This is a genomic window from Streptomyces sp. NPDC007157 (genome assembly GCF_040634235.1).
Classification (GTDB): domain Bacteria; phylum Actinomycetota; class Actinomycetes; order Streptomycetales; family Streptomycetaceae; genus Streptomyces.
Window position 1 is genome coordinate 51,124 of record NZ_JBEYFE010000014.1, and the last position, 25,814, is coordinate 76,937.

19 protein-coding genes are annotated in these 25,814 nt (G+C 70.6%); 4 read left to right on the plus strand and 15 right to left on the minus strand.

The genetic code is table 11. The features are described 5' to 3' along the window. Nucleotides 1-43: 43 nt before the first annotated feature. Nucleotides 44-928 (minus strand): fatty acid desaturase, encoded by an 885-nt coding sequence (locus ABZ642_RS24990; RefSeq protein ID WP_360488594.1) that lies wholly within the window; start codon nt 926-928, stop codon nt 44-46. Between the two features lie 384 nt (nt 929-1,312). Here ABZ642_RS24990 and ABZ642_RS24995 point away from each other — a divergent pair, with 384 nt between their 5' ends. Next, a complete protein-coding gene (locus ABZ642_RS24995; protein WP_360488123.1) occupies nt 1,313-1,618 on the plus strand; it encodes a hypothetical protein in 306 nt (101 codons plus the stop codon). A 104-nt stretch (nt 1,619-1,722) separates the two neighbouring features. Here ABZ642_RS24995 and ABZ642_RS25000 read toward each other — a convergent pair whose 3' ends face one another. Next, the gene (locus tag ABZ642_RS25000) at nt 1,723-3,084 is read right to left on the minus strand and encodes an MFS transporter (protein ID WP_360488126.1); all 1,362 of its coding nucleotides are present in this window, start codon (nt 3,082-3,084) and stop codon (nt 1,723-1,725) included. Between the two features lie 222 nt (nt 3,085-3,306). Further along, nucleotides 3,307-3,972 (minus strand): TetR/AcrR family transcriptional regulator, encoded by a 666-nt coding sequence (locus ABZ642_RS25005; protein ID WP_360488129.1) that lies wholly within the window; start codon nt 3,970-3,972, stop codon nt 3,307-3,309. 144 nt (nt 3,973-4,116) lie between these two features. On the opposite strand from ABZ642_RS25005, the gene ABZ642_RS25010 reads away from it, so the two are divergent. From ABZ642_RS25010 to ABZ642_RS25020, 3 genes are all read left to right on the plus strand, one after another. After that, a complete protein-coding gene (locus ABZ642_RS25010; RefSeq protein ID WP_360488132.1) occupies nt 4,117-4,998 on the plus strand; it encodes a shikimate dehydrogenase in 882 nt (293 codons plus the stop codon). A gap of 107 nt (nt 4,999-5,105) precedes the next feature. Continuing rightward, nucleotides 5,106-6,896 (plus strand): TIM barrel protein, encoded by a 1,791-nt coding sequence (locus tag ABZ642_RS25015; protein WP_360488135.1) that lies wholly within the window; start codon nt 5,106-5,108, stop codon nt 6,894-6,896. A gap of 208 nt (nt 6,897-7,104) precedes the next feature. After that, nucleotides 7,105-8,976 (plus strand): glycosyltransferase family 39 protein, encoded by a 1,872-nt coding sequence (locus ABZ642_RS25020; protein WP_360488138.1) that lies wholly within the window; start codon nt 7,105-7,107, stop codon nt 8,974-8,976. 13 nt (nt 8,977-8,989) lie between these two features. On the opposite strand, the gene ABZ642_RS25025 is transcribed toward ABZ642_RS25020, so the two are convergent. The 12 genes from ABZ642_RS25025 to tkt form a co-directional block, all read right to left on the minus strand. Then, complete coding sequence (locus tag ABZ642_RS25025; RefSeq protein WP_360488141.1) at nt 8,990-11,872, minus strand: glycoside hydrolase family 2 TIM barrel-domain containing protein; 2,883 nt, start codon at nt 11,870-11,872, stop codon at nt 8,990-8,992. Nucleotides 11,873-11,897: 25 nt separating this feature from the next. Further along, a complete protein-coding gene (locus ABZ642_RS25030) occupies nt 11,898-12,791 on the minus strand; it encodes a carbohydrate ABC transporter permease (protein ID WP_360488144.1) in 894 nt (297 codons plus the stop codon). After that, the gene (locus ABZ642_RS25035; protein WP_360488147.1) at nt 12,788-13,753 is read right to left on the minus strand and encodes a sugar ABC transporter permease; all 966 of its coding nucleotides are present in this window, start codon (nt 13,751-13,753) and stop codon (nt 12,788-12,790) included. The genes ABZ642_RS25030 and ABZ642_RS25035 overlap by 4 nt, the downstream gene beginning before the upstream one ends. Nucleotides 13,754-13,773: 20 nt before the next feature. Continuing rightward, a complete protein-coding gene (locus tag ABZ642_RS25040) occupies nt 13,774-15,039 on the minus strand; it encodes a sugar ABC transporter substrate-binding protein (protein WP_360488150.1) in 1,266 nt (421 codons plus the stop codon). 377 nt (nt 15,040-15,416) lie between these two features. Beyond that, a complete protein-coding gene (locus ABZ642_RS25045; RefSeq protein WP_360488153.1) occupies nt 15,417-16,661 on the minus strand; it encodes an ROK family protein in 1,245 nt (414 codons plus the stop codon). A 228-nt stretch (nt 16,662-16,889) separates the two neighbouring features. Continuing rightward, nucleotides 16,890-17,483 (minus strand): histidine phosphatase family protein, encoded by a 594-nt coding sequence (locus ABZ642_RS25050; protein WP_360488155.1) that lies wholly within the window; start codon nt 17,481-17,483, stop codon nt 16,890-16,892. 6 nt (nt 17,484-17,489) lie between these two features. Beyond that, nucleotides 17,490-18,371 (minus strand): phosphogluconate dehydrogenase (NAD(+)-dependent, decarboxylating), encoded by an 882-nt coding sequence (gnd, locus tag ABZ642_RS25055; protein ID WP_360488158.1) that lies wholly within the window; start codon nt 18,369-18,371, stop codon nt 17,490-17,492. 6 nt (nt 18,372-18,377) lie between these two features. Beyond that, on the minus strand, nt 18,378-20,018 hold the full coding sequence (gene pgi, locus ABZ642_RS25060; RefSeq protein WP_360488161.1) for a glucose-6-phosphate isomerase: 1,641 nt from the start codon (nt 20,016-20,018) through the stop codon (nt 18,378-18,380). After that, nucleotides 20,011-20,946: a glucose-6-phosphate dehydrogenase assembly protein OpcA gene (gene opcA, locus ABZ642_RS25065; RefSeq protein WP_360488164.1), complete on the minus strand. Its 936-nt coding sequence runs from the start codon at nt 20,944-20,946 to the stop codon at nt 20,011-20,013. Before opcA ends, pgi begins: the two co-directional genes overlap by 8 nt. Next, nucleotides 20,943-22,511 (minus strand): glucose-6-phosphate dehydrogenase, encoded by a 1,569-nt coding sequence (gene zwf / locus ABZ642_RS25070; RefSeq protein ID WP_360488167.1) that lies wholly within the window; start codon nt 22,509-22,511, stop codon nt 20,943-20,945. Before zwf ends, opcA begins: the two co-directional genes overlap by 4 nt. Then, nucleotides 22,511-23,653, minus strand: a complete 1,143-nt coding sequence (gene tal, locus ABZ642_RS25075) for a transaldolase (RefSeq protein WP_360488170.1) — start codon at nt 23,651-23,653, stop codon at nt 22,511-22,513. The genes zwf and tal overlap by 1 nt, the downstream gene beginning before the upstream one ends. Before the next feature lie 62 nt (nt 23,654-23,715). After that, nucleotides 23,716-25,794, minus strand: a complete 2,079-nt coding sequence (gene tkt, locus ABZ642_RS25080; RefSeq protein ID WP_360488173.1) for a transketolase — start codon at nt 25,792-25,794, stop codon at nt 23,716-23,718. Nucleotides 25,795-25,814 lie beyond the last annotated feature (20 nt).

Genomic DNA, 25,814 nt, shown 5'->3' on the forward strand with positions numbered 1-25,814 from the left:
CCCGCGGCGGTTTCGCCGTGGGCGGGGTCCTCGCCGCCGGGCGTCAGGCCGCGGACTCCTGCTGGGCGGCCGGTTCGGGCAGCAGGCGGGCGCCGAGACGGTCCGCGCTCGGCCAGCGGACGTCGTGGGCCCAGCCCAGCTTCTCGAACATCCGGATCAGGCGGGCCGACGGGTCGATCTGGCCGGGCAGCACACCGTGGCGCGCCCCCGTGGGGTCGGCGTGGTGCGAGTTGTGCCAGCTCTCGCCGAAGGACAGCAGCGCGAGCGGCCAGAAGTTGGTCGCCTTGTCCCGGCTGGCGAAGGGGCGCCTGCCCGCGACGTGACAGACCGAGTTCACCGACCAGGTGACATGGTGCAGCAGCGCCATCCGCATCACACCGGCCCAGAAGAACCCGGTCAGCGCCCCGGTCCAGGTGCCGGTGACGAGCCCGCCGACCAGCGCGGGAGCCAGCAGTGACACGACGGTCAGCGGCCCGAAGAGCCGGCCGACGAGCCGCAGGTCGCGATCGGCGGCGATGTCGGGGGCGAACCTGGCCCGGTTGCTCAGTTCCCGCTTGAGCATCCAGCCGATGTGCGCGTGCAGCAGCCCCTTGAGCAGTGCGCGCGTGTCGGTGCCGAAGCGCCAGGGGGAGTGCGGGTCGCCCTCGCGGTCGGCGAAGGCGTGGTGGCGGCGGTGGTTGGCCACCCACTGCACCGGCGAACCCTCGACCCCCAGCGAGCCCGCGACGGCCAGGGCGATGCGCAGACCCCGCTTTGCCTTGAACGAGCGGTGCGTGAAGAGGCGGTGATAGCCGACCGTGAGACCGAAGCCGGACACCAGGTAGGCGACCACGGCCATGGCGACGTCCAGCGCGGACAGGCCCCGTCCCCACACCAACGGCACCGCGACGACCAGGCCGATCAGCGGGCCGACGACGAAGATCCACATCGCGATGCCCGCAGCGGCCGTCTGCGGGGTGTCGAGCAGCGGCCTGACCCCGGCCGCGGTATCGGCGTCGCCTTCGGTGACGACCTGTTCGGGACGGTCGGTGCTGCTCGGTTTCATCGGTTCCCCGCCGTTGCTCAAGGGTGTCGGACACGGTGCCGGACCGACCGGGAGAAGGCACACGCGCGCGCTGCGGAGCATGCTCGGCGGCCCCTGTTCACACGATCGCACCGGACGGCATCCCTGCAGGTCATCACTCATGTCCAGGGTGTGAACGGCGCGGGACCAAATCGCCGTCGCCCTTCCGAGAGGGAACGCTTGATCTCAAGTCCGGTTGAGGTTCTAGAGTCGAGTGCGCTGACGCCGATGTACGGGAGGGGAACGGCTATGAGGACACTGGTACTCGGGAGGACGCCCGCCAGGGTGACGGCCGTGCTGGCCACACTGCGTGCGGACGGCTTCGACGCGGAGGGGGTGAGCACCGACGACGAGGCCCGGAAGCTGTTGGCGACCGGGGAGTTCGAGGTGCTGATCATCGGTGGCGGAGTGGGGCCCGAATCCCGCGCCCGGATCAAGGAGTTCGCGGCAGGTCACCAGGTGCGGCGGGTGATCGACGGCGCGCTGTCGGAGCCGTTCGACGCCTATGTGCGGCGGGAGTTCGAGCCGCTGATCCGGCAGGCCGCCGAAGGCTGACGGCCACGGTCCGCCCGGACACCGGTCCGGGCGGACGTACGCCTGCCCTCGCGCCCGCGAAGGGGCTCAGGCCGTGACCGTCTCCGGGGCACCCGCGAAGAGGCTCAGGCCGTGACCGTCTCCGGGCGGGACGCCTCCCGGGGGATGCGTGTGCCGAGGTCCTCCGTGGCCAGCTTGCAGGTTTCGCGCGCGGAGAGGGCGGCGATGACCGGGGGCACGCACAGCGCCGCCGTGAACAGCGCCACCGCCGACCAGTCGTCCCCGCCCGGACCCGCGATCTGCGCCGCGAAGGTCACCGCGAACCCGGCCACCGCGAATCCGATCTGGGTGCCGATCGCCATGCCGGACAGCCGTACCCGGGTCGGGAACATCTCGCCGTAGAAGGACGGCCAGACCCCGTTCGCCGCGCTGTAGACGACACCGAAGGCCACGACACCGAGGACCAGGATCAGCGGGTAGGAGCCGGTGGAGATCGCCCACAGGTAGCCGGACATCGCCGCCGCGCTGCCCGCCGCGCCGATCAGGTACACCGGCCGCCGGCCGATCCGGTCCGACAGCGTCGCCCATGCCGGGATCGCGCCCAGCGCCACCAGGTTCGCCAGCGCGCTCACCCACAGCATCGAGGTCTTCGACATCCCGACCGGGTCGCTCGTCGCGTACGCCAGCGCCCACACCGTGAAGATCGTGCTGACCGAGGCGATCAGCGCGCCTCCGATCACCCGCAGGACGTCCGCCCAGTGGTGCCGCAGCAGCGTCACCAGCGGCAGCCGGACGACACCGTCGGTCGCCGCCTGCCGCGCGAAGGCCGGCGTCTCCTGGACCGTGCGGCGGATGAACCAGCCGGCCACCGCCACCGCGGCGCTCAGCCAGAACGGCACCCGCCAGCCCCAGGACAGCAGTTGGTCCTCGGGCAGTTGGGAGACCGGGATGAAGACGAGGGTGGCGATCAACTGACCGCCCTGGGTGCCGCTCAGGGTGAAACTGGTGAAGAAACCACGCCGGTCCGGCGGCGCGTGCTCCAGACTCATGGAGCTGGCGCTGGCCTGCTCGCCGGCGGCCGAGATGCCCTGCAGCACCCGGCACAGCACCAGCAGCACCGGGGCCAGGCCGCCCACCTCGGCGCGCGTCGGCAGACAGCCGATCAGGAACGTCGACAGGCCCATCAGCAGCAGCGTGAAGAGCATGACCTTCTTACGGCCGATCCGGTCCCCGAAGTGGCCGAGGAACAGGGCGCCGACCGGACGGGCCGCGTAGGCGACACCGAAGGTGGCCAGAGAGAGCAGGGTGGCGGTGGCCGGGTCCGACTCGTCGAAGAAGACCTTCGGGAAGATCAGCGCGGCCGCGCTGCCGTAGACGAAGAAGTCGTAGTACTCCAGGGCGCTGCCGATCCAGGCGGCCAGAGCGGCCTTCTTCGGCTGGCCGCCGGGTGGTACGGCGGTGGCGGCGGGCGGGGCGGGGACGGACACGGCGGTGCTCCTTCGGAGAACTCCGACGTAGGCGGAGAGAGCGGCGGGGGAGAGGGCCGGTTCCCAGGGATGACGGGTCGGCGGACCCAGCGGACCGTGCTAATTAACCCACTGGATAGTTAGTCGCGATGGGTAGGGATGTTGCGCTCGCGTTTCCCCGCTGTCAAGAGGTCGTGCGGCTTCCCCGCCCGCGGCGGTCGGCCCGCCGCTCCGCCGCGGGGGTCAGTCCGCCGCGCGCTCCGCGGTGAGGTAGGCGATCACCATGTCGCCGAGCATGGTCCGGTAGTGCGCGCGCCGCGCCGGGTCCACCAGGTCGCGGCCGAAGAGAGCGCCGAAGGTGGCCCGGTTCGCGACCCGGAAGAAACAGAACGAGCTGATCATCGCGTGCAGGTCGACCGCGTCGACGTCGGCCGTGAACAGGCCGGACTCCTGGCCCTGGCCCAGGATCCGGCGGATCACCTCCAGGGCCGGTGAGCCGATCCTGCCGAGCTTCTCGGAGGCCGCGATGTGCTCGGCGCCGTGGATGTTCTCGATGCTGACCAGGCGGATGAAGTCCGGGTGCTGCTCGTGGTGGTCGAAGGTCAGCTCGGCGAGCCGGCGGATCGCCGCGACCGGGTCCAGATGCTCTACGTCCAGCTGCTGCTCGGCCTCCCGGATCACGCCGTACGCCCGCTCCAGGACCGCCGTGAACAGCTGTTCCTTGCCGCCGAAGTAGTAGTAGATCATCCGCTTCGTGGTGCGGGTACGGGCCGCGATCTCGTCGACGCGGGCACCGTCGTAGCCGGCCCGGGCGAACTCCTGCGTGGCCACGTCGAGGATCTCGGCCTGGGTGCGGGCGGCGTCACGGATCCGCCCGTTGGTCTGTGCCGGTTCTTCGACGCTGGTCATCGGGTTCCTTCGGGAGTACGGCTCCGGTGCCGGAGATTCTAGAAGGCGGTCCGGGCCCGGCGGCCAGGGTCTTCCCGGAGGGCGGCTCGCCTGATATAGCTAACGTACTAGTTCGTACATTAGAACTCGGCTCAGGAGGTCCCCGTGGCCAAGGACTCGTTTCTCGTCGGACTGATCGGCTCCGGAATCGGACCGTCGCTCAGCCCGGCCCTGCACGAGCGCGAGGCCCACCGGCAGGGCCTGCGGTACCTGTACCGGCTGATCGACATCGACGTGCTGGGCGTACCGCCCGAGGCCGTGGGGGATCTGGTGCGGGCCGCGCGTGACCTCGGCTTCGACGGGCTCAACATCACGCATCCGTGCAAGCAGCTGGTCATCGAGCACCTGGACGCGCTCGCCCCGCAGGCCGAGGCGCTGGGCGCGGTCAACACGGTGGTCTTCGAGGCCGGCGGGCGGGCGGTCGGCCACAACACGGACGTCACCGGGTTCGCGGCGTCCTTCGCGCGGGGGCTGCGGGACGCTTCGCTGGAGCGGGTCGTGCAGCTGGGCGCGGGGGGTGCGGGGGCCGCCGTCGCCCACGCGACGCTCACGTTGGGGGCGGAGCGGGTGACCGTGGTGGATTCGTTGGCCGACCGGGCCACGGATCTCGCGGGCGCCCTGAACCGGCACTTCGGCGCGGGGCGGGCGGCGGCCGGGACGCCGGACCGGTTGCCGGAACTGCTGGCCGGTGCGGACGGTCTGGTGCATGCGACGCCCACGGGGATGGCCGCGCATCCGGGGTTGCCGGTGGCCGCGGAGTCGCTGCGTCCCGGGTTGTGGGTGGCCGAGGTGGTGTACCGGCCGTTGGAGACGGAGCTGGTGCAAGCCGCCCGGGCGTTGGGGTGCGCCGTGCTGGACGGGGGCGGGATGGCGGCGTTCCAGGCCGCGGATGCGTTTCGGTTGTTCACGGGGCGGGAGGCCGACGGCGCCCGGATGCTGGCCGACATCGGGGAGTTGACCGGGTTCGTGGGGCGGAATGTCGGATGACCGGCGCGGGTCCGTCGTGGCTGGTCCCGCCCACGCGGCGGCAGCCGCGAATCGATACCCCCCGCGCCCCTGAGGGGCGCGTCGCAGTGGACGTGAGGAACAGGGCTGTGCGTACTTCCATCGCTACCGTCTCGCTCAGTGGGTCACTCACCGAGAAGCTCACCGCCGCCTCGCGGGCCGGGTTCGACGGGGTCGAGATCTTCGAGAACGACCTGCTGGCCGGCCCGCTGTCGCCTCGTGAGATACGGGCCCGGTGCGCCGACCTCGGGCTCACCGTCGACCTCTACCAACCCGTGCGGGACATCGAAGCCGTCCCCGCCGACGAGTTCGCGCGCAATCTGCGTCGCGCCCGGCACAAGTTCGAGTTGATGGGAGAGCTGGGGGCCGACACCGTCCTCGTCTGTTCCTCGGTCTCCCCACTCGGGATCGACGACGACGATCTCGCGGCCGAACAGCTCTCCCAACTGGCAACGCTCGCCCAGGAATCCGGCATCCGGGTCGCCTACGAGGCGCTCGCCTGGGGTCGGCACGTCAGTACGTACGACCATGCCTGGCGGATCGTGGAGGCGGCTGACCATCCCGCCCTCGGGACCTGCCTGGACAGCTTCCACATCCTGTCCCGCGGCTCCGACCCCAAGGGCATCGAGGCCATCCCCGGCGAGAAGATCTTCTTCCTCCAGCTGGCCGACGCCCCGTCGCTCGCCATGGACGTGCTCCAGTGGAGCCGTCACCACCGGTGCTTCCCGGGGCAGGGCGGCTTCGACGTCGCCGGGCTGGTCCGGCACGTACTGCGGACCGGGTACGACGGGCCGCTCTCCCTCGAAGTCTTCAACGACGTCTTCCGGCAGGCCGAGGCCGGGCCGACCGCCGTCGACGCGCACCGTTCACTGCTGGTGCTCAAAGAGGCCACGGGTGTCGGGGAGTTGCCCACCTCCGTGGTGCCGACGGGAGTCGCCTTCGCCGAACTCGTCACCCCAGACGCCGAACCCGTCTGCGCGCTGCTCGGCGCCCTCGGCTTCGCCCGGACCGCCCGGCACCACAGCAAGCCGGTCGACCTGTGGGAGCGGGGCGAGGCCCGGATCCTGGTCAACACCGGCCCCGCCGCCCGCCGCGACGGCACCCGACTCGCCGCGATCGGTCTGGAGTCACCCGATCCCCGGGCCGCCGCCCGTCGCGCCGAGGCCCTGCTCGCTCCCGTACTGCCCCGCCGCCGGGGTCCCAAGGACGCCACGCTCGACGCGGTCGCCGCCCCCGACGGCACCGAACTGTTCTTCTGCGCCACCGGCCGAGGCCCCGAACTCCCCGACTGGCGGGGTGACTTCGTCGGCACGTCGGACGCCCCGCAGCCCGACCCGGCACGCATCGACCACCTCGCACTCACCCAGCCCTGGCACCAGTACGACGAGGCGACCCTCTTCCACCGCAGCGTCCTCGGCCTGCACGCCCAGGAGAGCGTCGACGTCGCCGACCCCTACGGCCTGCTGCGCTCCCGGGCCGTCACCAACGCCGACGGCAGTGTCCGGATCGCCCTCGGCGTCGGCGCGGCCCCGGCCGACGACACCCTGCACGCCCAGCACATCGCCCTGGCCACCGACGACGTGGTCGCCGCGGCCCGTGCCTTCCGCGCCGCCGGCGGCAACCCGCTGCCCATCCCCGCCAACTACTACGACGACCTGGCCGCCCGGTACGAGTTCGCCGACGGCGAGCTGGAGACGTACCGCTCCCTCGGCATCCTCTACGACCGGGACGCCGGCGGGGCCTTCCGGCACTGGTACACCCGGACCGTCGGACGGGTCTTCTTCGAACTCGTCGAGCGCGATCCGGGCTATCGCGGCTACGGCGCCGCGAACGCGCCGGTGCGCCTCGCGGCCCAGCACGCCGGCCGGCCGGCCCGCTGAGCCGCCGGGTGAGCCTGCGGTGAGAGGCCGGTGAGACACGCCCTGGATTCCGGCTGCTCACAGGTGCTGCGACGGATACTCACGAAGATCCGGAATGTTCTCACCGTTCCGGATGTGACCTTCGTCGATTTCCACCCGTCCTAGAGGCCGTAGCAATCCAGGACGTACCGGAAGTCCTGGAACCCGGGAGTCCTGGAGGCCGCCTCCGATGCCGAGCCCTGCCGTCACCGCGCCGTTCGTCCGTGTCCAGGGTCCGCCGCCTCCGCCGACCCCGGCGCGGACCCGCACCGAGCGCTACGAGCGCCCGTTGCTCGGCGCCGTCGTCGCCGTCGCCGCGCTCCTCTACTTCTGGGGCATCTGGCACAGCGCGTACCACGCCTTCTACGCGAGCGCGGTCCGCAGCATGACCGACAACCCGGGCGCCTTCTTCTACGGCTCCTTCGACCCGGCGGGCTCGATCGCCCTGGACAAACTGCCCGGCTTCCTGTGGCCGCAGGCCCTGTCCGCGCTGCTCTTCGGCTTCCACCCCTGGGCCCTGGTGATCCCGCAGGGCCTGGAGGGCGTGGCCGCCGTGGTGCTGCTGCATGTGGTGGTGCGGCGTTGGGCGGGTGTACCGGCCGGGTTGCTGGCCGCCGCGTTTCTCACGCTCACCCCGGTGACCGTGGGCCTGGCCCGGTCCGTCACCGAGGACGCGCCGTTCGTGTTGTTGCTGCTGCTGGCCGCCGAGGCCGCCCAACGGGCCACCGCCCGCGCCCGGATGCGCACCCTCGTCCTGGCGGGCGTCTGGGTCGGGGTGGCCTTCCAGTGCAAGATGCTGGAGGCCTGGGCGGTACTGCCGGCGCTGGCGGTGCCCTATCTGGTGGCCGCGCCGACGTCCCTGCGCCGCCGGATCCGCGACCTGGCCGTGTCGGGCGCGGTCATGCTCGCGGTGTCCCTGTCCTGGATGCTGGTCGCCACGCTCACTCCGGCGTCGGGCCGCCCGTACCTGGACGGTACGACCGACAACTCGCCGTTCGGACTGGTCGTCGGCTACAACTTCCTCACCCGTTTCCGTTCGCTGGGCGTCGACGCGGCCGGCACCGGCAGCATCGTCGCCGACCGGGCGCACGGCAGGCTGTCGGCGGGCATGGGCGACAGCGTCTGGAAGATGTTCAGCCCCGGGATCGCCACCCAGACCGGCTGGCTGTATCCGCTGGCGGCGCTCGGCCTGGCGGCCGGGCTGTCGGCGCTGTGGCGCCGCCGCGTCCCGCGCACCGACCCCGCCCTGGCCGGGTATCTGATGTGGGGGGTGTGGCTGGTGACCTTCTTCCTGGTCTTCAGCTTCGGCAGCGTGACCGGACACACGTACTACATGGGCGTGGTGGCGGTGGCCCTGGCAGCACTGGCCGGGGCCGGTGTCACGCAGGTACGCCGGCGCGGCGTGCTGTGCGCGGTGCTCGCCGTCAACGTCGCCTGGTGCGCGGCCCTCGCCCTCACCTACCCGCACTTCTTCGTCTGGTCGGTCGCCGTCGCCGGGGGACTGTCCCTGCCGGCCCTGGCCCTGCTCGTCGCCGACCGACCGCGCCGACACCGGACCGGCCTGGCCGTCGCCCTCACCGCCGTCCTCTTCATCCCCACCGTGTGGTCCGCCTCCGCGCTGTCCCTGCGGTACAACCAGCCCGGCGGCTTCGGCCGGGTCGGCCCGGAGAGCGTCCGCGTCCACAACGCCACCTCGGCCCTGACCCCGGCCCAGCGGCGGGTCCTCGCCTACCTCACCGCGCACCGCGACGGCGCCCGCTATCTGGCCGCCGTACCCCGCTGGCAGGCGGCGGCACCGTACATCCTCATGGCCGACGCCTCGGTCCTGCCCGTGGGTGGCTTCACCGCCCAGGTGCCCTACCCCGCCGCCACGACCTTCCATCAACTGATCGACACCGGCAGGCTCCGGTACGTCCTTCTGGGCCGCGCCGACCTCACCCACCGTGCCCGGGGCGCCAGGACCCCGGGCCGGGCCCTGATGCGCTGGGTCATCGGCCACTGTTCGCCGGTCCATGTCTCGGCCTACACGGTGTACCGCTGCGGGCCTGGGCACGGCGGGTGACCGGGTCGGAGGGTCAGCCGATGTCCGCGAACACGAAGGAGAACTCGGCCGGTCCGGCGTGGAGTTGGTACGGCGGCAGGACACCCGGGCCGCAGGACTGTGAGCCGATGCCGTGCTGGCCGTGGTCGAGGTTGACCCACACGCCCGCGGCGGAGCCGCTGTCGGACGCGGTAACCGGGGTGAGGTCGCTGCGGTGAGCGGCCGCGTCCAGCTGTTCGGTGGTCCAGCGTCGGGCGGTGAACCAGAACTCCGGGTCCCCCTCGATCCGCAGGCCGCCGATCTCCGCCCAACGGACGTCCGCGCGGGCGCCGTTCTCCTGCGGGCGGAGATACGGCGTCTGCATGTCGTCCACCGTGGACTGCCAACGGCCCACCATCGAGGCCGCCTTGGTGTCCGGATACGCCTCGCCGGGGCCGCCGCCGAACCACCGCACGTGGTCGGCCGCCGCCAGGCCGAAGCGGACACCGAGCCGGGGCAGCGGCACCGGCCAGTCGCCGTCGGGGGTCACGGAGACGGTGAGCCCGAGGCGGCTGCCGTCCGTGGTCCAGCGGTAGACGGTCACCAGCCCGAACTCCCAGGCGGCGGGCGCCACCCGAGTACGCACGGTCAACGCGCCGCCGGTCGGCTCCACCGCGTCCAGGCGGTGCCGCATGCGGTGCAGACCGAACTTCCGCCACAGCGTGCCGTAGCGGATGTCGCTCTGCCAGGCGGCGCCGTCGTCGTTGTCGGTCGTTGCCCGCCATACGTCCAGCCGCGGTCCGGTCACCGCCACAGCGCCGATGTTCCGCAGCGCGCCGGTGCGCGCGTCGAAGGCGGCCGGGCCGAGGGTGATCAGCCCGTCGCCGGACACCACCGGTCCGGCGGAGGCGGCGAAGGAGGGCGACTGCCGCCCCGAGACCGGGAACTGGCCCCAGGCCACGACATGCCCCCGCGGTCCCCAGCCGGTGTCGGCGGCCAGCACCGCCCGCACCGTCCACTGCGTCTCGCCGCTGCCGGTGGCGACCGGGGGCTCCGGCAGCTTCACCTCCGCCGACTCACCGGCCGCCAGGGCCGGTACGGCCAGTCGGCCCGACTCCACGGTCTCGCCGCCGACCTGGTAGGACCACTCGAAGGCCAGCGCGGACAGATCGGCGAAGTCCTGCTTGTTGGTGACCCGGACGGCGGTGCCGTCGCCCTCGAACCGGACCGGCTCGATCACCTTCTTGTACTCGACCAGACCGGGGGAGGGCTGCCGGTCGGGGAAGACCAGTCCGTCGCAGACGAAGTTCCCGTCGTGCAGCTCCTCACCGAAGTCGCCGCCGTAGGCATAGCCGTAGCGGTCGTCCTTGATGCCGTGGTCGATCCACTCCCAGATGAAGCCGCCCTGGATCCGGTCGTACGACTCGAAGATCCGCTGGTAGTCGGCGAGGCCGCCCGGGCCGTTGCCCATCGCGTGCCCGTACTCGCAGAGGATGAAGGGGAGCCGACGGCGCCCATGGGTGCCGCCGTCCAGGCCCCGGCCGATCCGCTCGACCTCGGCGTGGTCGGCGTACATCCGTGAATAGACGTCCGTGTCACGGCAGTTGACATCGCCCTCGTAGTGCACCAGGCGGGAGGAGTCCCGGCCGTGGATCCACTCGGCCATCGCGGTCAGGCCCCGGCCGGTGCCGGCCTCGTTGCCGAGCGACCAGATCACCACCGACGGATGGTTCTTGTCGCGCTCCACCATCCGGGCCGCCCGGTCGAGCAGGGCCGGGGTCCAGCGGTCGTCGTCGACCGGGTTGTCCCGCCAGGCCTGCTCGGTGAAGCCGTGGGTCTCCAGGTCGCACTCGTCGATCACCCACAGGCCGTACTCGTCGCACAGGTCCAGGAAGTCCGGGTGGGGCGGGTAGTGGGAGGTGCGGACCGCGTTGATGTTGTGCCGCTTCATCAGCAGCACGTCCTCGCGCATGGTCTCCAGGTCGAGGGCGCGGCCCCGCTCGGGGTGCCACTCGTGCCGGTTGACGCCCTTGAAGAGGACGGGCGTGCCGTTGACCCTGATCAGCCCGTCGGCGAGCGCCACCGTCCGGAAGCCGATCCGCAACGGCACCCGCTCGCCCTCGGTGGCCAGCACCCCGTCGTACAGCTTCGGGGTCTCCGCCGTCCACGCCTCGACCGGGACCGTCACCGGCTCGCCGGTCGCGACATCGATGTCCAGGGCGGGCACGGACACCCGCCCGTCGACATCGGAGTCGACGCGCAGGGTGCCCTCGCCCGTGAGGTGGTCGTAGGAGGCGTGGACGAAGAAGTCCAGGACGCTGCCCGCCGGGCGGTGCAGCAGCGTCACGTCACGGAAGATGCCGGGCAGCCACCACTGGTCCTGGTCCTCCAGATAGGAGCCGGCCGACCACTGGTGGACGCGCACGGCGAGTACGTTGCCGGCCGGCCTCAGCAGGTGGCCGACCGCGAACTCGTGCGGCAGCCGGGAGCCCTTGAACTCGCCGATGTCCGTGCCGTTCAGCCAGACCCGGGCGCAGGACTCGACCCCGTCGAAGCGGAGGACCGCCCCGCCGTCGGTCGGGTCCCAGCCCTCGGGCAGGTCGAAGACGCGGAGATGGTCGCCGGTGGGGTTCTCGGTCGGAACCCTCGGCGGGTCGACCGGGAACGGGTAGAGGTGGTTCGTGTAGATCGGTGCGCCATGGCCCTGGAGCACCCAGTGGCCCGGGACCGAGACCTCCGCCCAACCGCCGGCGTCGTACCCCGGCTCGGCGAACGCGTCGTCCTCGGCGTCGGCCGTGGGTGACAGCCGGAAGCGCCAACTGCCGTTCAGCGACAGTGATCCGGCGTCCGAGCGGGGGTACCGGGCGCGGGGCGGCAGGGCGCCGGAGCCCGGGGAGACGTCCTCGACGTAGTCGGTGGCGGAGGTTCGGAAAGACATCGGTCTCCAGGTCGTTCGAAGCGTGTCAGCCCTTGATGCCGGTCTGCGCGATCCCCTGCACCAGCCAGCGCTGGAGGAAGAGGAAGACGAACACCAGGGGCAGGATGGAGATGGCGGTGGCCATGAAGATCGTGTGGAAGACGACCGTCTGGTTGGTCATGTACGACGAGAGCACCACCTGGACGGTCCACGCCCCCGGGTCCTGACCGATGACCAGTGGCCACAGGAAGGCGTTCCAGGCGCTGATGAAGGTGATGGTGGCGATCGCCGCGAAGAAGTTCAGCGAGTTGGGTACGACGACGCGCCAGTACGCGCCCCAGTAGCCGAGCCCGTCCACGCGTGCCGCCTCCTCCAGCTCCTTCGGGAACCCCAGGAAGTACTGCCGGAACAGGAAGCAGGTGAAACCACTGAACAGGCCCGGGATGATCAGACCGCGGTAGGTGTCCACCCAGCCGAGCGACGAGACCAGCACGAAGCTGGGTACGAAGGTCACCGAGGTCGGGACCATCAGGGTGCCCAGGACGACGTAGAAGATCTTGTTGGCGTGCTTGTAGGGGATGCGGGCCAGGGCGTAGCCGGCGAGGGAGCACACCAGCAGGATGCCGGCGGTCATGGAGACGGCGACGACCAGCGAGTTCCACATCGACCGGGCGAAGTCCACCTGCGGATCGTCGAACAGCTCCTTGACGTTGCCCCACTGGAGGTGCGTGGGGAAGAACTCCCAGTGCTCCCCGGTGATCTGGGGGTCCGTGGAGAGGGCGTTGCGGAGCAGGATGTAGAACGGGACCAGGAAGAGGAGGGTGGCGACACCGGTGGCGATGTAGAGGCCGGTGCTGCCCATCACCCCACCGCCGCGCCGGCCGGAGCGCCTGCCCTTCGCGGGCGTGGCCTTGTGCGTGTCGGGCGTGGTGGTGCTCACTTGGCCTCCTCCCCCCTTCCGAAGCCCAGGATCTTCCCCTGGAACAGGGTGACGACGATGATCAGCGCGGTCAGGATGACGGCTCCCGCGCTGCCGGCGCCGTAGTCCTGTTCCGTGCCGAGGGCGGTGTAGTAGAGCTCGACCAGCGGAGGCCGGCCCCAGGTGGTCTTGTCGAGGAGGTTGAAGAACTCGTCGAAGGCCTGGTAGGCGGCGATGAGCAGGAGCAGGATCACCGCGGTCGAGGTGGCCCGTAGCTGGGGCAGGGTGATGTGACGGAAGGTCTGCCAGCCCGGCTTGGCGCCGTCGATGGCGGCGGCCTCGTACAGCTCGCCCGGGATGTTCTGCAGGGCCGCCAGGAACAGGATCATGTAGAAGCCGGACTGCAGCCACAGCCGGGCCGTGACGATGACCAGCCAGTACCAGGGCGGGCTGGGGGAGGCCAGCCAGGCGATGTTGTCGATGCCGAACCAGCCGATGACGGTGTTCATCAGGCCGAAGCGGACCCCGCTGAAGATGGACATCTTCCAGATCAGGGACGCGGCGACATAGCTGCACGCGGTCGGCAGGAAGAACACCGAGCGGAAGAACGCCCGCATGAACCGGATCCGGTTCACCAGCAGTGCGAGGCCGAGGGACACCGCCCAGGTGATCGGCACGATGAACGCGGCGAACACGGTGAAGGTGCCGAGGGAACCGACGAACTTGGGGTCCGTCAGCATGTACGTGTAGTTGTCGATGCCGATGAACTTGTCCGGCGTGACGGTGAACCGTGCGTCGAAGAAGCTGAGGTACACACTCCAGCCGATCGGCACGTAGATGAAGACGATCAGCCCGATGAGGAAGGGGCTGACGAAGAGCCAGAAGTTGAGGGTGCGGCTGTCCCGCAGGCCCCGCCGCGGCTTGACCGACTTGGCCTTCGCCGGGGCGGGGTTCGCGAGGTCGCGCGTGGTGGTCGTCGACATGGTCCGGTCCGTCCGCCTGCCTATCCGAAGAGCTTCTTCAGCTCGCGGTCGACGGTCTTGTCGCACTGGTCGAGCGCCTTCTCCGGGTCACCGGCCTTGCGGACGCAGTTGGCCATGACGTCCCACGTCGCCTGGATCATCGCCTGGGTCCAGCCGATGTTGTCGAAGTGCCCGAACTCGTTGAAGAGCTTCACGCCCTCCGCGGGCAGGCCGGACTTGAGCTTGGTGGCCGACGCGGCGATCGAGGCGCGGGGCGGGATGTGGAAGCCGTACGAGGTCGCCCAGTCCTCCTGGTACTTCTTCTGGTCGATCCACAGCCACTTGACGTACTCCTTGGCCGCCTCGACGTTGTCACCCTTGGCGTTGACGAACATCGACCAGCCGCCGTTGTAGACGGACTGCTTGCCGGAGTCGATGGTCTTCGGGAAGGGGAAGATCCCGAGGTCGTCGCCGAGGGCCTTCTGGAACTGCGGCATCGCCCACATACCGCAGAACTGGATGGCGCACAGGCCCTGGTTGAGCGAGGAGGGGTCCCAGTAGTCGGTCGGGGCGCCCAGGAGTAGATCGCCGCTGGTGAACAGCTTGCGCATCTTCTTCAGGCCCTGGACGACGCCGTCCGTGTGGTAGGCGATCTGGTTCTTGTCGTCGAGGGTGTCGGCGCCCGCGGACCAGATCAGGGGGCTGACGATCGCGTGCAGGTCGTTGCCCAGGTACAGGCCCTTGACCTTGCCGGTGGTGAGCTTGGCGGCGGCCTCGATCAGCTCGTCGAGGGTCTTCGGAACCTTGACGCCGGCCTTCTCGAAGAGCGAGGGCCGGTAGAAGAAGAACTGTGGGTCGTCGATCATCCGGACGCCGTATATCTTCCCGTCGACCGTGTGCGAATTGATGTCGGCCGGGTTGAAGTCGTCCTTGACGGGGTCGATGAGATCGCTCAGGTCGGCGACCTGCCCGCTCTTGACCATCTGGATCTGCGGGTGGAACTCGAACAGGTCGGGGGCGCTCTTGGTGAGGAGGGTCGCGAACAGCTTGCTCTCGTAGTCGGCACTGGTGATCCACTGTGTGGTCACGTCGGCGTCCTTGTAGGCGGCGGCGTACCTCTTGATGGCCTGCTCCGTCCCCGCCTCGCCGTAGGCGTGGAACATCTGGGTGAGCCGGGTGCCCGAACCCGACCCCCCGCCCCGCCCGTTGTTGCCGCCGCACGCGGCCAGCGTGCCGGCCGCGGCCATGCCCGCCGCGGCCCGGAAGAGGGACCGGCGGGACCAGTTGTTGTTGCTGAGTGCCGACATGCTGACGTCCTTGTCTGTCGAGTGCGGCTGCGGCTCTACGTCCGTGGGGAACCCCGGAAGCCAGATGGCTGGAATTGCGCTGCGGTGCGGGACGTTAACCTTCGGCTAATACTTCGGCAAGAGGTTGGACGAAGTCTGCGTGAAACGTTGCACCCGGTTCGGAATGGCGAACAGGACGGCAGGCAGGGCGAGTTGAGAGCAGTCGGGGCGGGGGGCGCCGGCGGCCCTCGGTCTCCGCGGTGTGCTGTGGCTACCGCCTGGTCCAGACCTCGGCGGCCCGGGCCGGGGCGGGGACCGCCACTCCGCCGCCGCCGTGGCCGCGGCGAGGACCGGTCTCTGCATACGTGTCGTGCGGGTCAACGGCGTCCCTTCCGTCGTCAAGAGGGTGGTGCGGTACGGCTCCTCGCGGGGGTCGTGCGTCTGGGGGGCCGCTGCCCCACCGACTGCAGGGCGCCCTCCAGCGCGAACGTGGCCGCGCCGAGGCACACCGGGTCGGTGGGGACGGGGGACAGGACGATCTCGGTGGTGGCGAAGGGCCGCCGCAGCGCGTGCCGGCGGACGGCCTCGCGTACTTCGTCGAGCAGCGGTGTGCCCAGCTTCCTGGCGACCCAGCTGCTGAGCACGACCACCTCGGGGTTGAACAGGTTCACCAGGTCCGAGATGCCCGCGCCCAGGTAACGGGCGGTGTCGCGGACGACCTTGACGGCCACCGGATCGCCCACGCCGGCCCCGTGGGCCAGGGCGTCGATGGTCGCCGTCTGGTCCTCGGGGTGCAACAGAGCGCTGCGCGGGCTGAGTTCGCGCAGGTTCAGCATGATGCCGGGAGCGCCGACGTACGTCTCGACACAGCCGTGGTTGCCGCAGTGGCACAGCCGCCCGTCCAGCACGAGCGTGGTGTGGCCCCATTCCCCGGCGCTGTTGCTCACCCCCCGGTAGAGTCCGCCGGCCAGGACCAGCCCGGCGCCCACCCCGGTCCCGAGGTTCACCACCACGGCGTCCTCGCGTCCGCGCGCGGCCCCGAACCACAGCTCGGCCACCGCGCTCGCCCGCAACGGGTTGTCGAGGTACAGCGGGTAGGCGATGTGCTCGGACAGCAGATCCAGCAACGGCACGTCGTGCCAGTCCCAGTTGGGCGCGTACTCGGCGATCCCGGTGTCCCGGTCGACCTGGCCCGGCACGCTCACCCCGACGCCCAGCACCCGCGCGCCCTCCACCCCGGCCTGCGCGACCACCGAGCCGACGGCCGTGGCGACATGGCCGATCGCCTGCTCCGGCCTGCTCTCCCCGGGACGCATGTCCTCCACCGCGCGGGCCAGCACGTTCAGCCCCAGGTCGAAGAGCTCGACCCGGACGTATGTCTCCGCCATGTCGACGCCGATCAGCGCGCCGCCCGCGGTGTTGACGGCCATCAGCCCCCGGGGACGGCCCCCCGCGGAGTCCTCGAAACCGACCTCCGTGATCATCCGCAGGTCGAGCAGCTCACCGACGAGCGTGGCGACCGTGGCGACGCTCAGTCCGGTGGCGGCGGCCAGCGTCTGCCGGGAGGTGGGGGACCGAGCGATGATCTGGCGCAGCACCTCGTAGCGGTTCGCGGTGCGGATGTCACGCGATGTGCGCTTCACGCGGCTGCCCCTCCCATCCCGTCACGACCGGGCCCGGTCGTACGACGGCACCGGCGCGGCGCAAGGCTATGGGCTTCGCCGGACTTTCGACAAGGGGTTAGGAAAGGGGCCGTAGAAACTCGCGATGCTCCGGCTCGGCCGTCGGCGCGGCCAGCCGGTGTTGCCGGGGATGGTCCAACACGTCGAAACGGCCCGTCAGTTGCTACTGACGGGCCGTCACGAGGCCGCTTATGGCCTCTTGTTCCACTCGGCGATCACGGGCCACCCGTGCTCCATGGACAACCGGCTGACCGTCCCGGTCGCCAGCTGGAACAGCCGGCCCTCGGCGGGCGGCAGCCCCAGGCGGCGGGCGGTGAGCACGCGCAGGAAGTGGGCGTGGGCCACCAGCACCACATCGCCGTCGTCCCCCGCGAGGGCCTTGTCCACTTCGGCCAGGACCCGGTCGGCCCGGGCCCCGATCTCCTCGGGCGACTCGCCGGGGTGCCCCGCCGGGCCCGGAGGCACGCCGTCGGTCCACAGGTACCAGTCGGGACGGGAGCGGTGGATCTCCGCCGTGGTGATGCCCTCGTAGCCGCCGTAGTCCCATTCGTGCAGGTCGGGGTCGGGTACGACCCCGGTGAGGCCGGCCAGCTCGGCCGTGCGTATCGCGCGGTTCAGCGGGCTGGCCAGCACCAGCGCATAGGCCCGCTCGGTGAGCAGCGGGGCGAGGGACTTGGCCTGTTCCTCGCCGTGCTGGGTGAGGGGCAGGTCGGTCCAGCTGGTGTGCTGTCCCGACAGGCTCCACTCCGTCTCACCGTGGCGGACCAGAAGGAGGTCCCCCACCGTCGGTCACTCCTTCGCCGACTCGACCGCGTGGCCGCCGAACTGGTTGCGCAGGGCCGCGATCATCTTCATCTGCGGGGAGTCGTCCTGGCGGGACGCGAACCTCGCGAACAGGGAGGCGGTGATCGCCGGCAGCGGCACCGCGTTGTCGATGGCCGCCTCGACGGTCCAACGGCCCTCGCCGGAGTCCTGGGCGAAACCCTTCAGCTTGTCCAGGTGCTCGTCGTCGTCCAGGGCGTTGACCGCGAGGTCGAGCAGCCAGGAGCGGATGACGGTGCCGTCCTGCCAGGAGCGGAAGACCTCGCGGACGTTGTCCACCGACTTGACCTTCTCCAGGAGCTCCCAGCCCTCGGCGTAGGCCTGCATCATGGCGTACTCGATGCCGTTGTGGACCATCTTGGAGAAGTGCCCGGCGCCGACCCGGCCCGCGTGCACATAACCGTACGGGCCCTCCGGCTTGAGCGCCTCGAAGATCGGGTGGAGCCGCTCGACGTGCTCCTTGTCGCCGCCGACCATCAGGGCGTAGCCGTTCTGCAGGCCCCACACACCGCCGGAGACACCGGCGTCGACGAAGCCGATGCCCTTGATGCCGAGTTCGGCGGCGTGCTTCTCGTCGTCCGTCCAGCGGGAGTTGCCGCCGTCGACCACCGTGTCGCCGTCGGAGAGCAGGTCCTTCAGCTCGTCGACGACACCCTGGGTGGCGGTGCCGGCCGGGACCATCACCCAGATCGTGCGCGGGGCGTCGAGCTTGTCGATCAGCTCCGCAAGGCTCTTGACGTCGGAGACGTCGGGGTTGCGGTCGTAGCCGATGACGGTGTGGCCCGCGCGGCGGATCCGCTCGCGCATGTTGGCGCCCATCTTGCCGAGGCCGATGAGTCCGAGCTGCATGTCAGTTCACTTCCTAAGCGTGCGGTACGTGGAGACGAGAGCGGTGGTGGACGGGTCCAGGCCGGGCACGTCGGCGCCTTCGGTCAGGGCGGGCTCGATGCGCTTGGCGAGGACCTTGCCGAGTTCCACGCCCCACTGGTCGAAGGAGTCGATGTTCCAGACGGCACCCTGGACGAACACCTTGTGCTCGTACAGCGCGATCAGCTGGCCGAGCACGGACGGGGTCAGCTCACGGGCCAGGACCGTCGTGGTCGGGTGGTTGCCCTGGAAGGTGCGGTGCGCCACCTGCTCCTCCGCGACGCCCTCCGCGCGGACCTCCTCGGCGGTCTTGCCGAAGGCCAGCGCCTGGGTCTGGGCGAAGAAGTTCGCCATCAACAGGTCGTGCTGTGCCTTGAGTTCACCGCTCAGCTCGGCGACCGGCTCGGCGAAGCCGATGAAGTCCGCCGGGATCAGCTTCGTACCCTGGTGGATCAACTGGTAGTAGGCGTGCTGCCCGTTGGTGCCGGGCGTGCCCCACACCACGGGACCCGTCTGCCAGTCCACCGGACGGCCCTCCCGGTCCACCGACTTGCCGTTGGACTCCATGTCCAGCTGCTGCAGGTAGGCGGTGAACTTGGAGAGATAGTGCGAGTACGGCAGCACCGCGTGCGACTGGGCGTCGTGGAAGTTGCCGTACCAGATGCCCAGCAGGCCGAGCAGCAGAGGCGCGTTGGCCTCGGCGGGGGCGGTGCGGAAGTGCTCGTCGACCAGGTGGAAGCCGTCGAGCATCTCGCGGAAGCGGTCCGGGCCGATGGCGATCATCAGGGACAGGCCGATGGCGGAGTCGTAGGAGTAGCGGCCGCCGACCCAGTCCCAGAACTCGAACATGTTGTCCGGGTCGATACCGAAGTCCGTGACCTTCTCGCCGTTCGTGGACAGGGCGACGAAGTGCTTCGCCACCGCCTTGCTGTCGCCGTCCAGGCCGTCCAGCAGCCACTTCCGTGCCGAGGTCGCGTTGGTGATCGTCTCGATCGTCGTGAACGTCTTCGAGGCGACGATGAACAGCGTCTCCGCCGGGTCCAGGTCGCGGGTCGCCTCGTGCAGGTCGGCGCCGTCCACGTTGGACACGAAACGGAACGTCAACTCCCGTGCCGCGAAGGCCCGCAGGGCCTCGTAGGCCATCGCAGGCCCCAGGTCGGAGCCGCCGATGCCGATGTTGACGACGTTCCTGATGCGCTTGCCGGTGTGGCCGGTCCACTCGCCCGAGCGGACCCGCCCGGCGAAGTCGCCCATCTTGTCCAGGACCGCGTGCACGGCCGGCACCACGTTCTCGCCGTCCACCTCGACCACCGCGTCACGCGGGGCGCGCAGGGCGGTGTGCAGGACCGCCCGCCGCTCGGTGATGTTGATCTTCTCGCCGCGGAACATCGCGTCCCGCAGCCCGAACACGTCGGTGGCGGTGGCCAGTTCCTGGAGCAGGGCGAGGGTCTCGTCCGTGATCAGGTGCTTGCTGTAGTCGATGTACAGGTCGCCGACCCGTACGACGTACCGCTCGGCGCGAGCCGGGTCCGTCGCGAACAGCTCACGCAGGGCCGGCAGCCCCTTGGCGCGGTGGTCCTCCAGGGCGGCCCACTCGGGCCGCCGGGTGAGCCGGGGGGTGTCAGACATCGGAAGCGGTCTCCTTGGTGCCCTCGCCCCGCAGAGCGATGGCGTACATCTCGTCGGCGTCGAGGCGGCGCAGCTCCTCGGCGATCAGTTCCGAGGTGGCGCGGACCTTCAGCGCGAGGGTGCGCGACGGCTGGCCCGGCAGGGTCAGGGTCGCCAGCGGGCCCTCGGGGCGGTCGATGACGATCTCGCCGGTCGCGGTGCCGAGCCGTACCTTCGTGACGACCGGGCCGGGGGAGACCACGCGGTCCACCTTGACGCCCAGGCGGGCCTCCAGCCAGCGGGCGAGGAGTTCGGCGCTGGGGTTGTCCGCCTCGGCCTCGACGGCGGCCGAGGTCACGGCGACCCGGGCCTGGTCGAGGGCGGCGGCCAGCATGGACCGCCACAGGGTGAGCCGGGTCCAGGCCAGGTCGGTGTCGCCGGGAGCGTAGTTGCGGCCGCGGGCCTCCAGGACCTCCATCGGCCGGTCGACGGCGTACAGATCGGTGATCCGGCGCTGGGCGAGGGCGCCGAGCGGGTCCTTGGACGGGGTGTCCGGGGCCTCCACCGGCCACCACACGACGACCGGGGCGTCCGGCAGCAGCAGCGGCAGCACGACCGAGTCGGCGTGGTCGGAGACGTCGCCGTAGGTCCGCAGCACGACCGTCTCGCCGGTGCCGGCCTCGGAGCCGACCCGGACCTCCGCGTCCAGGCGGGAGGTGGTGCGGTCGCGCAGGGTGCGCACATGCCGCTTGATGACGACCAGGGTGCGCGAGGGGTGCTCGTGCGAGGCCTCCTCGGCCGCCTTGATCGAGTCGTAGGCGTTCTCCTCGTCCGTGACGATCACCATCGTCAGGACCATGCCCACCGCAGGGGTTCCGATGGCGCGGCGACCCTGCACCAGCGCCTTGTTGATCTTGCTTGCCGTGGTGTCGGTCAGGTCGATCTTCATGGCCTGCGCCAGCTCCGTCCGTCTCGTGCGAGCATCTCGTCGGCTTCCTTCGGTCCCCAGCTGCCCGACTCGTACTGCGCGGGCTTGCCATGCTTCGCCCAGTACGTCTCGATCGGGTCGAGGATCTTCCAGGACTCTTCCACTTCCTGGTGACGGGGGAACAAATTGGCGTCACCGAGCAGCACGTCCAGGATGAGCCGCTCGTACGCCTCGGGGCTGGACTCCGTGAACGACTCGCCGTACGCGAAGTCCATCGTCACGTCCCGGATCTCCATGGACGTACCCGGCACCTTGGAGCCGAACCGGACGGTCATGCCCTCGTCGGGCTGGACGCGGATGACGATCGCGTTCGCGCCGAGTTCCTCGGTGGCCGTCGAGTCGAACGGGGAGTGCGGGGCCCGCTGGAAGACGACGGCGATCTCGGTGACGCGGCGGCCGAGCCGCTTGCCGGTGCGCAGGTAGAAGGGGACGCCCGCCCAGCGGCGGTTGTCGATCTCGACCTTGACCGCGGCGTAGGTGTCGGTCTTCGACCTGCGGTCGATACCGTCCTCCTGGAGGTAGCCGATCACCTTCTCGCCGCCCTGCCAACCCTCGGCGTACTGGCCGCGCACGGTGTGCTTGCCCAGGTCCTCCGGCAGCCGCACCGACTTCAGGACCTTCAGCTTCTCGGTGAGCAGCGCGTCCGCGTCGAACGCGATCGGCTCCTCCATGGCGGTCAGCGCCATCAGCTGGAGCAGGTGGTTCTGGATGACGTCACGGGCCGACCCGATGCCGTCGTAGTACCCCGCCCGGCCGCCGATGCCGATGTCCTCGGCCATGGTGATCTGCACGTGGTCGACGTAACTGCGGTTCCAGATCGGCTCGTACATCTGGTTGGCGAAGCGCAGCGCCAGGATGTTCTGGACGGTCTCCTTGCCGAGGTAGTGGTCGATCCGGAACACCTGCTCAGGGTCGAACACGTCGTGCACGACCCGGTTGAGGTCCTGCGCCGACGCCAGGTCGTGGCCGAACGGCTTCTCGATGACCGCCCGCCGCCAGGACCCGGCCGGCGGGGTGGCCAGGCCGACCTTCTTCAGCTGCTGCACGACCTTCGGGAAGAACTTCGGCGGCACGGAGAGGTAGAAGGCGAAGTTGCCGCCGGTGCCCCGGGAGCCGTCCAGCTCGTCGACGGCGGCCTTCAGCTGCTTGAACGCCGTGTCGTCGTCGAAGTCGCCGGGGATGAAGCGCATGCCCTCGGCGAGCTGCTGCCAGACCTCCTCGCGGAACGGGGTCCGGGCGTGTTCGCGCACCGCGTCGTGGACGACCTGGGCGAAGTCCTGGTCCTCCCAGTCCCGGCGGGCGAAGCCGACGAGCGAGAAGCCCGGCGGCAGCAGGCCCCGGTTGGCCAGGTCGTAGACGGCCGGCATCAGCTTCTTGCGGGACAGGTCACCGGTCACCCCGAAGATGACCAGGCCGGACGGCCCGGCGACCATCGGCAGCCGCCGGTCGCGCGCGTCCCGCAACGGGTTGTCCCAGTCGGCGGCGGGCACCACGGGCACCCGCACCTCCTTGGCGGTCTCGCTCATTACGCGTCAACTCCCTTGCTGTTCAAGGACTTCGTGACGGCGTCCAGCAGCTCCTGCCAGGCCACCTCGAACTTGGCGACGCCCTCGTCCTCCAGCTTGCCCACGACCTCGTCGTAGGAGACGCCGAGCCGCTCGAGTGCCGCCAGATTGGCGCGGGCCCGGTCGTAGCCGCCGGTCACCGTGTCACCGCGGACGTCGCCGTGGTCGGCGGTGGCGTTCAGCGTCGCCTCCGGCATGGTGTTGACCGTGCCGGGCGCGACCAGCTCGTCGACGTAGAGGGTGTCCTTGTACGACGGGTCCTTCACGCCGGTGGAGGCCCACAGCGGGCGCTGCCTGTTGGCCCCGGCACCGCCGAGCGCGGTCCAGCGCTCGCCGCCGAAGACCTCCTCGTACGCCTCGTAGGCGAGCCGCGCGTTGGCCAGCGCCGCCCGGCCCTTGAGGGCCAGGGCCTCGTCGGTGCCGAGGACCGTCAGCCGCTTGTCGATCTCGGCGTCGACGCGGGAGACGAAGAAGGAGGCCACCGAGTGGATCGTGGAGAGGTCCAGGCCCTTGGCGGCGGCCCGCTCCAGGCCGGCCAAGTACGCGGCCATGACCTCGCGGTAGCGCTCCAGCGAGAAGATCAGCGTGACGTTGACGCTGATGCCGAGGCCGATGACCTCGGTGATCGCCGGGAGACCGGCCTTCGTCGCCGGGATCTTGATCATGACGTTGGGGCGGTCGACCAGCCAGGCGAGCTGCTTGGCCTCGGCGACCGTGGCCGTGGTGTCGTGGGCCAGCCGGGGGTCGACCTCGATGGAGACCCGGCCGTCCCGGCCGTCCGTCGCGTCGTACACGGGGCGCAGCACGTCCGCGGCGGCGCGCACGTCCTGCGTGGTCATCATGCGGACGGCCTCGTCGACCGTGACGCCCCGCACGGCGAGGTCGGCCAGCTGCTCCTCGTACCCCTCGCCCGAGCCGATGGCGGCCTGGAAGATCGAGGGGTTGGTGGTGACGCCGACGACGTTCTTCGTCGCGACGAGCTCGGCCAGGTTGCCGGTGCTGATCCGCTTGCGCGACAGGTCGTCCAGCCAGATCGAGACGCCCTCGTCGGACAGGTTCTTCAGTGCTCCCGCGGTGGCGGTTGCTTCGGTCACAGTGATCATCTTCCTCTACCGGAACTCTTCTGGCTCTTCTGGTACTTCTGTCGGTGCTTCTGTCGGGCGGATCAGGCGGTTCGGGCGGCGGCGCGCGACTCGCGGGCCGCCGCCGCCACGTGCTCGGCGGTGAAGCCGAACTCGGCGAACAGGGTCTTGGCGTCGGCGGAGGCACCGAAGTGCTCCAGGGACACGATGCGTCCGGCGTCGCCGACGAACCGGTACCAGGTCAGGCCGATCCCGGCCTCGACGGCGACCCGCGCCTTCACGGCCGGCGGCAGGACGCTCTCGCGGTACTCGCGGGGCTGCTCCTCGAACCACTCCACGGACGGCATCGACACCACCCGGGTGCCGACCCCCTCGGCCTCCAGGAGGTCCCGCGCCTCGACGGCGAGGTGCACCTCGGAACCGGTGGCGATGACGATCACCTCCGGGGTCTCGGTGGACGACTCACGCAGCACATAGCCGCCCTTGGCCGCGTCGGGGTTCGGCGCGTACGTCGGCACGCCCTGGCGGGTCAGCGCGAGCCCGTGCGGGGCGGGGTGCGTGGCGTGCCTCTTCAGGATCTCGGCCCAGGCCGTCGCGGTCTCGTTGGCGTCGGCCGGGCGGACGACGTTCAGGCCCGGGATGGCGCGCAGCGAGGCGAGGTGCTCGACCGGCTGGTGGGTGGGGCCGTCCTCGCCGAGGCCGATGGAGTCATGGGTCCAGACGTAGGTCACCGGGAGCTGCATGAGCGCCGCCATGCGGACGGCGTTGCGCATGTAGTCGGAGAACACCAGGAAGGTGCCGCCGTAGATCCGGGTGTTGCCGTGCAGCGCGATGCCGTTCATCTCGGCGGCCATCGAGAACTCGCGGATCCCGAAGTGGACGGTACGGCCGTACGGGTCGGCCTCGGGCAGCGGGTTGCCCTTCGGCAGGAAGGAGGACGTCTTGTCGATGGTGGTGTTGTTGGAGCCCGCGAGGTCGGCGGAGCCGCCCCACAGCTCGGGCAGCACCGGGCCGAGCGCCTGGAGGACCTTGCCGGAGGCGGCCCGGGTGGCGACGGACTTGCCCTCCTCGAAGACGGGGATCTCGGACTCCCAGCCCTCGGGGAGCTGGCCGGCGACGACCCGGTCGAAGAGCCGCGCCTGCTCCGGCCGGGCGGTGCGCCACTCGGCGATCCGCTTGTCCCAGGCGGCGTGCGCCTCGGCGCCCCGGTCGAGCGCCCGGCGGGTGTGGGCCAGTACCTCGCCCGCGACCTCGAAGCTCCGCTCCGGGTCGAAGCCGAGGACGCGCTTGGTGGCGGCGATCTCGTCGGCGCCGAGCGCGGAGCCGTGGGAGGCCTCGGTGTTCCGCGCGTTCGGCGCGGGCCAGGCGATGATCGTGCGCATCGCGATGATCGACGGCCGCTCGGTCTCGGCCTGCGCCGCCTGCAGCGCCGCGTACAGGGCGTGAACGTCGACGTCACCCTCGGCGGTCGGCTCGATGCGCTGGGTGTGCCAGCCGTAGGCCTCGTACCGGCCCAGCACGTCCTCCGAGAACGCGGTCGCGGTGTCGCCCTCGATGGAGATGTGGTTGTCGTCGTAGAGGAAGACCAGGTTGCCGAGCTTCTGGTGGCCGGCCATCGAGGAGGCCTCGGCGGAGACGCCCTCCTCCAGGTCGCCGTCGGAGACGATCGCCCAGATCGTGTGGTCGAAGGGGGAGGTGCCCTCGGGGGCCTGGGGGTCGAAGAGGCCGCGCTCGTAGCGGGCGGCCATCGCCATGCCGACCGCGTTGGCGACGCCCTGGCCGAGCGGGCCGGTGGTGGTCTCGACACCGGCGGTGTGGCCGTACTCCGGGTGCCCCGGGGTCTTCGACCCGTGCGTCCGGAAGGCCTTGAGGTCGTCCAGCTCCAGCTCGTACCCGGCGAGGAACAGCTGGGTGTAGAGGGTCAGCGAGGTGTGGCCGGGGGAGAGGACGAAACGGTCCCGGCCGGTCCACTCGGGGTCGGCCGGGTCGTGCCGCATCATCTTCTGAAAGATCGTGTACGCGGCCGGGGCCAGGCTCATCGCGGTGCCGGGGTGCCCGTTGCCGACCTGCTGCACGGCGTCGGCCGCGAGCAGGCGCGCGGTGTCCACGGCACGCCGGTCCAGGTCGGTCCACTCGAAGCCGTCTGATGTCTGCGTGCTCATCTTCAAGAAGTCCTCGTTAG

What these genes read in the sequence shown, in the direction of transcription:
- ABZ642_RS24990 (WP_360488594.1), bottom strand. Translation starts at nt 928, where the DNA reads ATGTGGATCTTCGTCGTCGGCCCGCTGATCGGCCTGGTCGTCGCGGTG.
- ABZ642_RS24995 (WP_360488123.1), top strand. Translation starts at nt 1,313, where the DNA reads ATGAGGACACTGGTACTCGGGAGGACGCCCGCCAGGGTGACGGCCGTG.
- ABZ642_RS25005 (WP_360488129.1), bottom strand. Translation starts at nt 3,972, where the DNA reads ATGACCAGCGTCGAAGAACCGGCACAGACCAACGGGCGGATCCGTGAC.
- ABZ642_RS25020 (WP_360488138.1), top strand. Translation starts at nt 7,105, where the DNA reads ATGCCGAGCCCTGCCGTCACCGCGCCGTTCGTCCGTGTCCAGGGTCCG.
- ABZ642_RS25025 (WP_360488141.1), bottom strand. Translation starts at nt 11,872, where the DNA reads ATGTCTTTCCGAACCTCCGCCACCGACTACGTCGAGGACGTCTCCCCG.
- ABZ642_RS25035 (WP_360488147.1), bottom strand. Translation starts at nt 13,753, where the DNA reads ATGTCGACGACCACCACGCGCGACCTCGCGAACCCCGCCCCGGCGAAG.
- ABZ642_RS25040 (WP_360488150.1), bottom strand. Translation starts at nt 15,039, where the DNA reads ATGTCGGCACTCAGCAACAACAACTGGTCCCGCCGGTCCCTCTTCCGG.
- gnd (WP_360488158.1), bottom strand. Translation starts at nt 18,371, where the DNA reads ATGCAGCTCGGACTCATCGGCCTCGGCAAGATGGGCGCCAACATGCGC.
- pgi (WP_360488161.1), bottom strand. Translation starts at nt 20,018, where the DNA reads ATGTCTGACACCCCCCGGCTCACCCGGCGGCCCGAGTGGGCCGCCCTG.
- opcA (WP_360488164.1), bottom strand. Translation starts at nt 20,946, where the DNA reads ATGAAGATCGACCTGACCGACACCACGGCAAGCAAGATCAACAAGGCG.
- zwf (WP_360488167.1), bottom strand. Translation starts at nt 22,511, where the DNA reads ATGAGCGAGACCGCCAAGGAGGTGCGGGTGCCCGTGGTGCCCGCCGCC.
- tal (WP_360488170.1), bottom strand. Translation starts at nt 23,653, where the DNA reads ATGATCACTGTGACCGAAGCAACCGCCACCGCGGGAGCACTGAAGAAC.
- tkt (WP_360488173.1), bottom strand. Translation starts at nt 25,794, where the DNA reads ATGAGCACGCAGACATCAGACGGCTTCGAGTGGACCGACCTGGACCGG.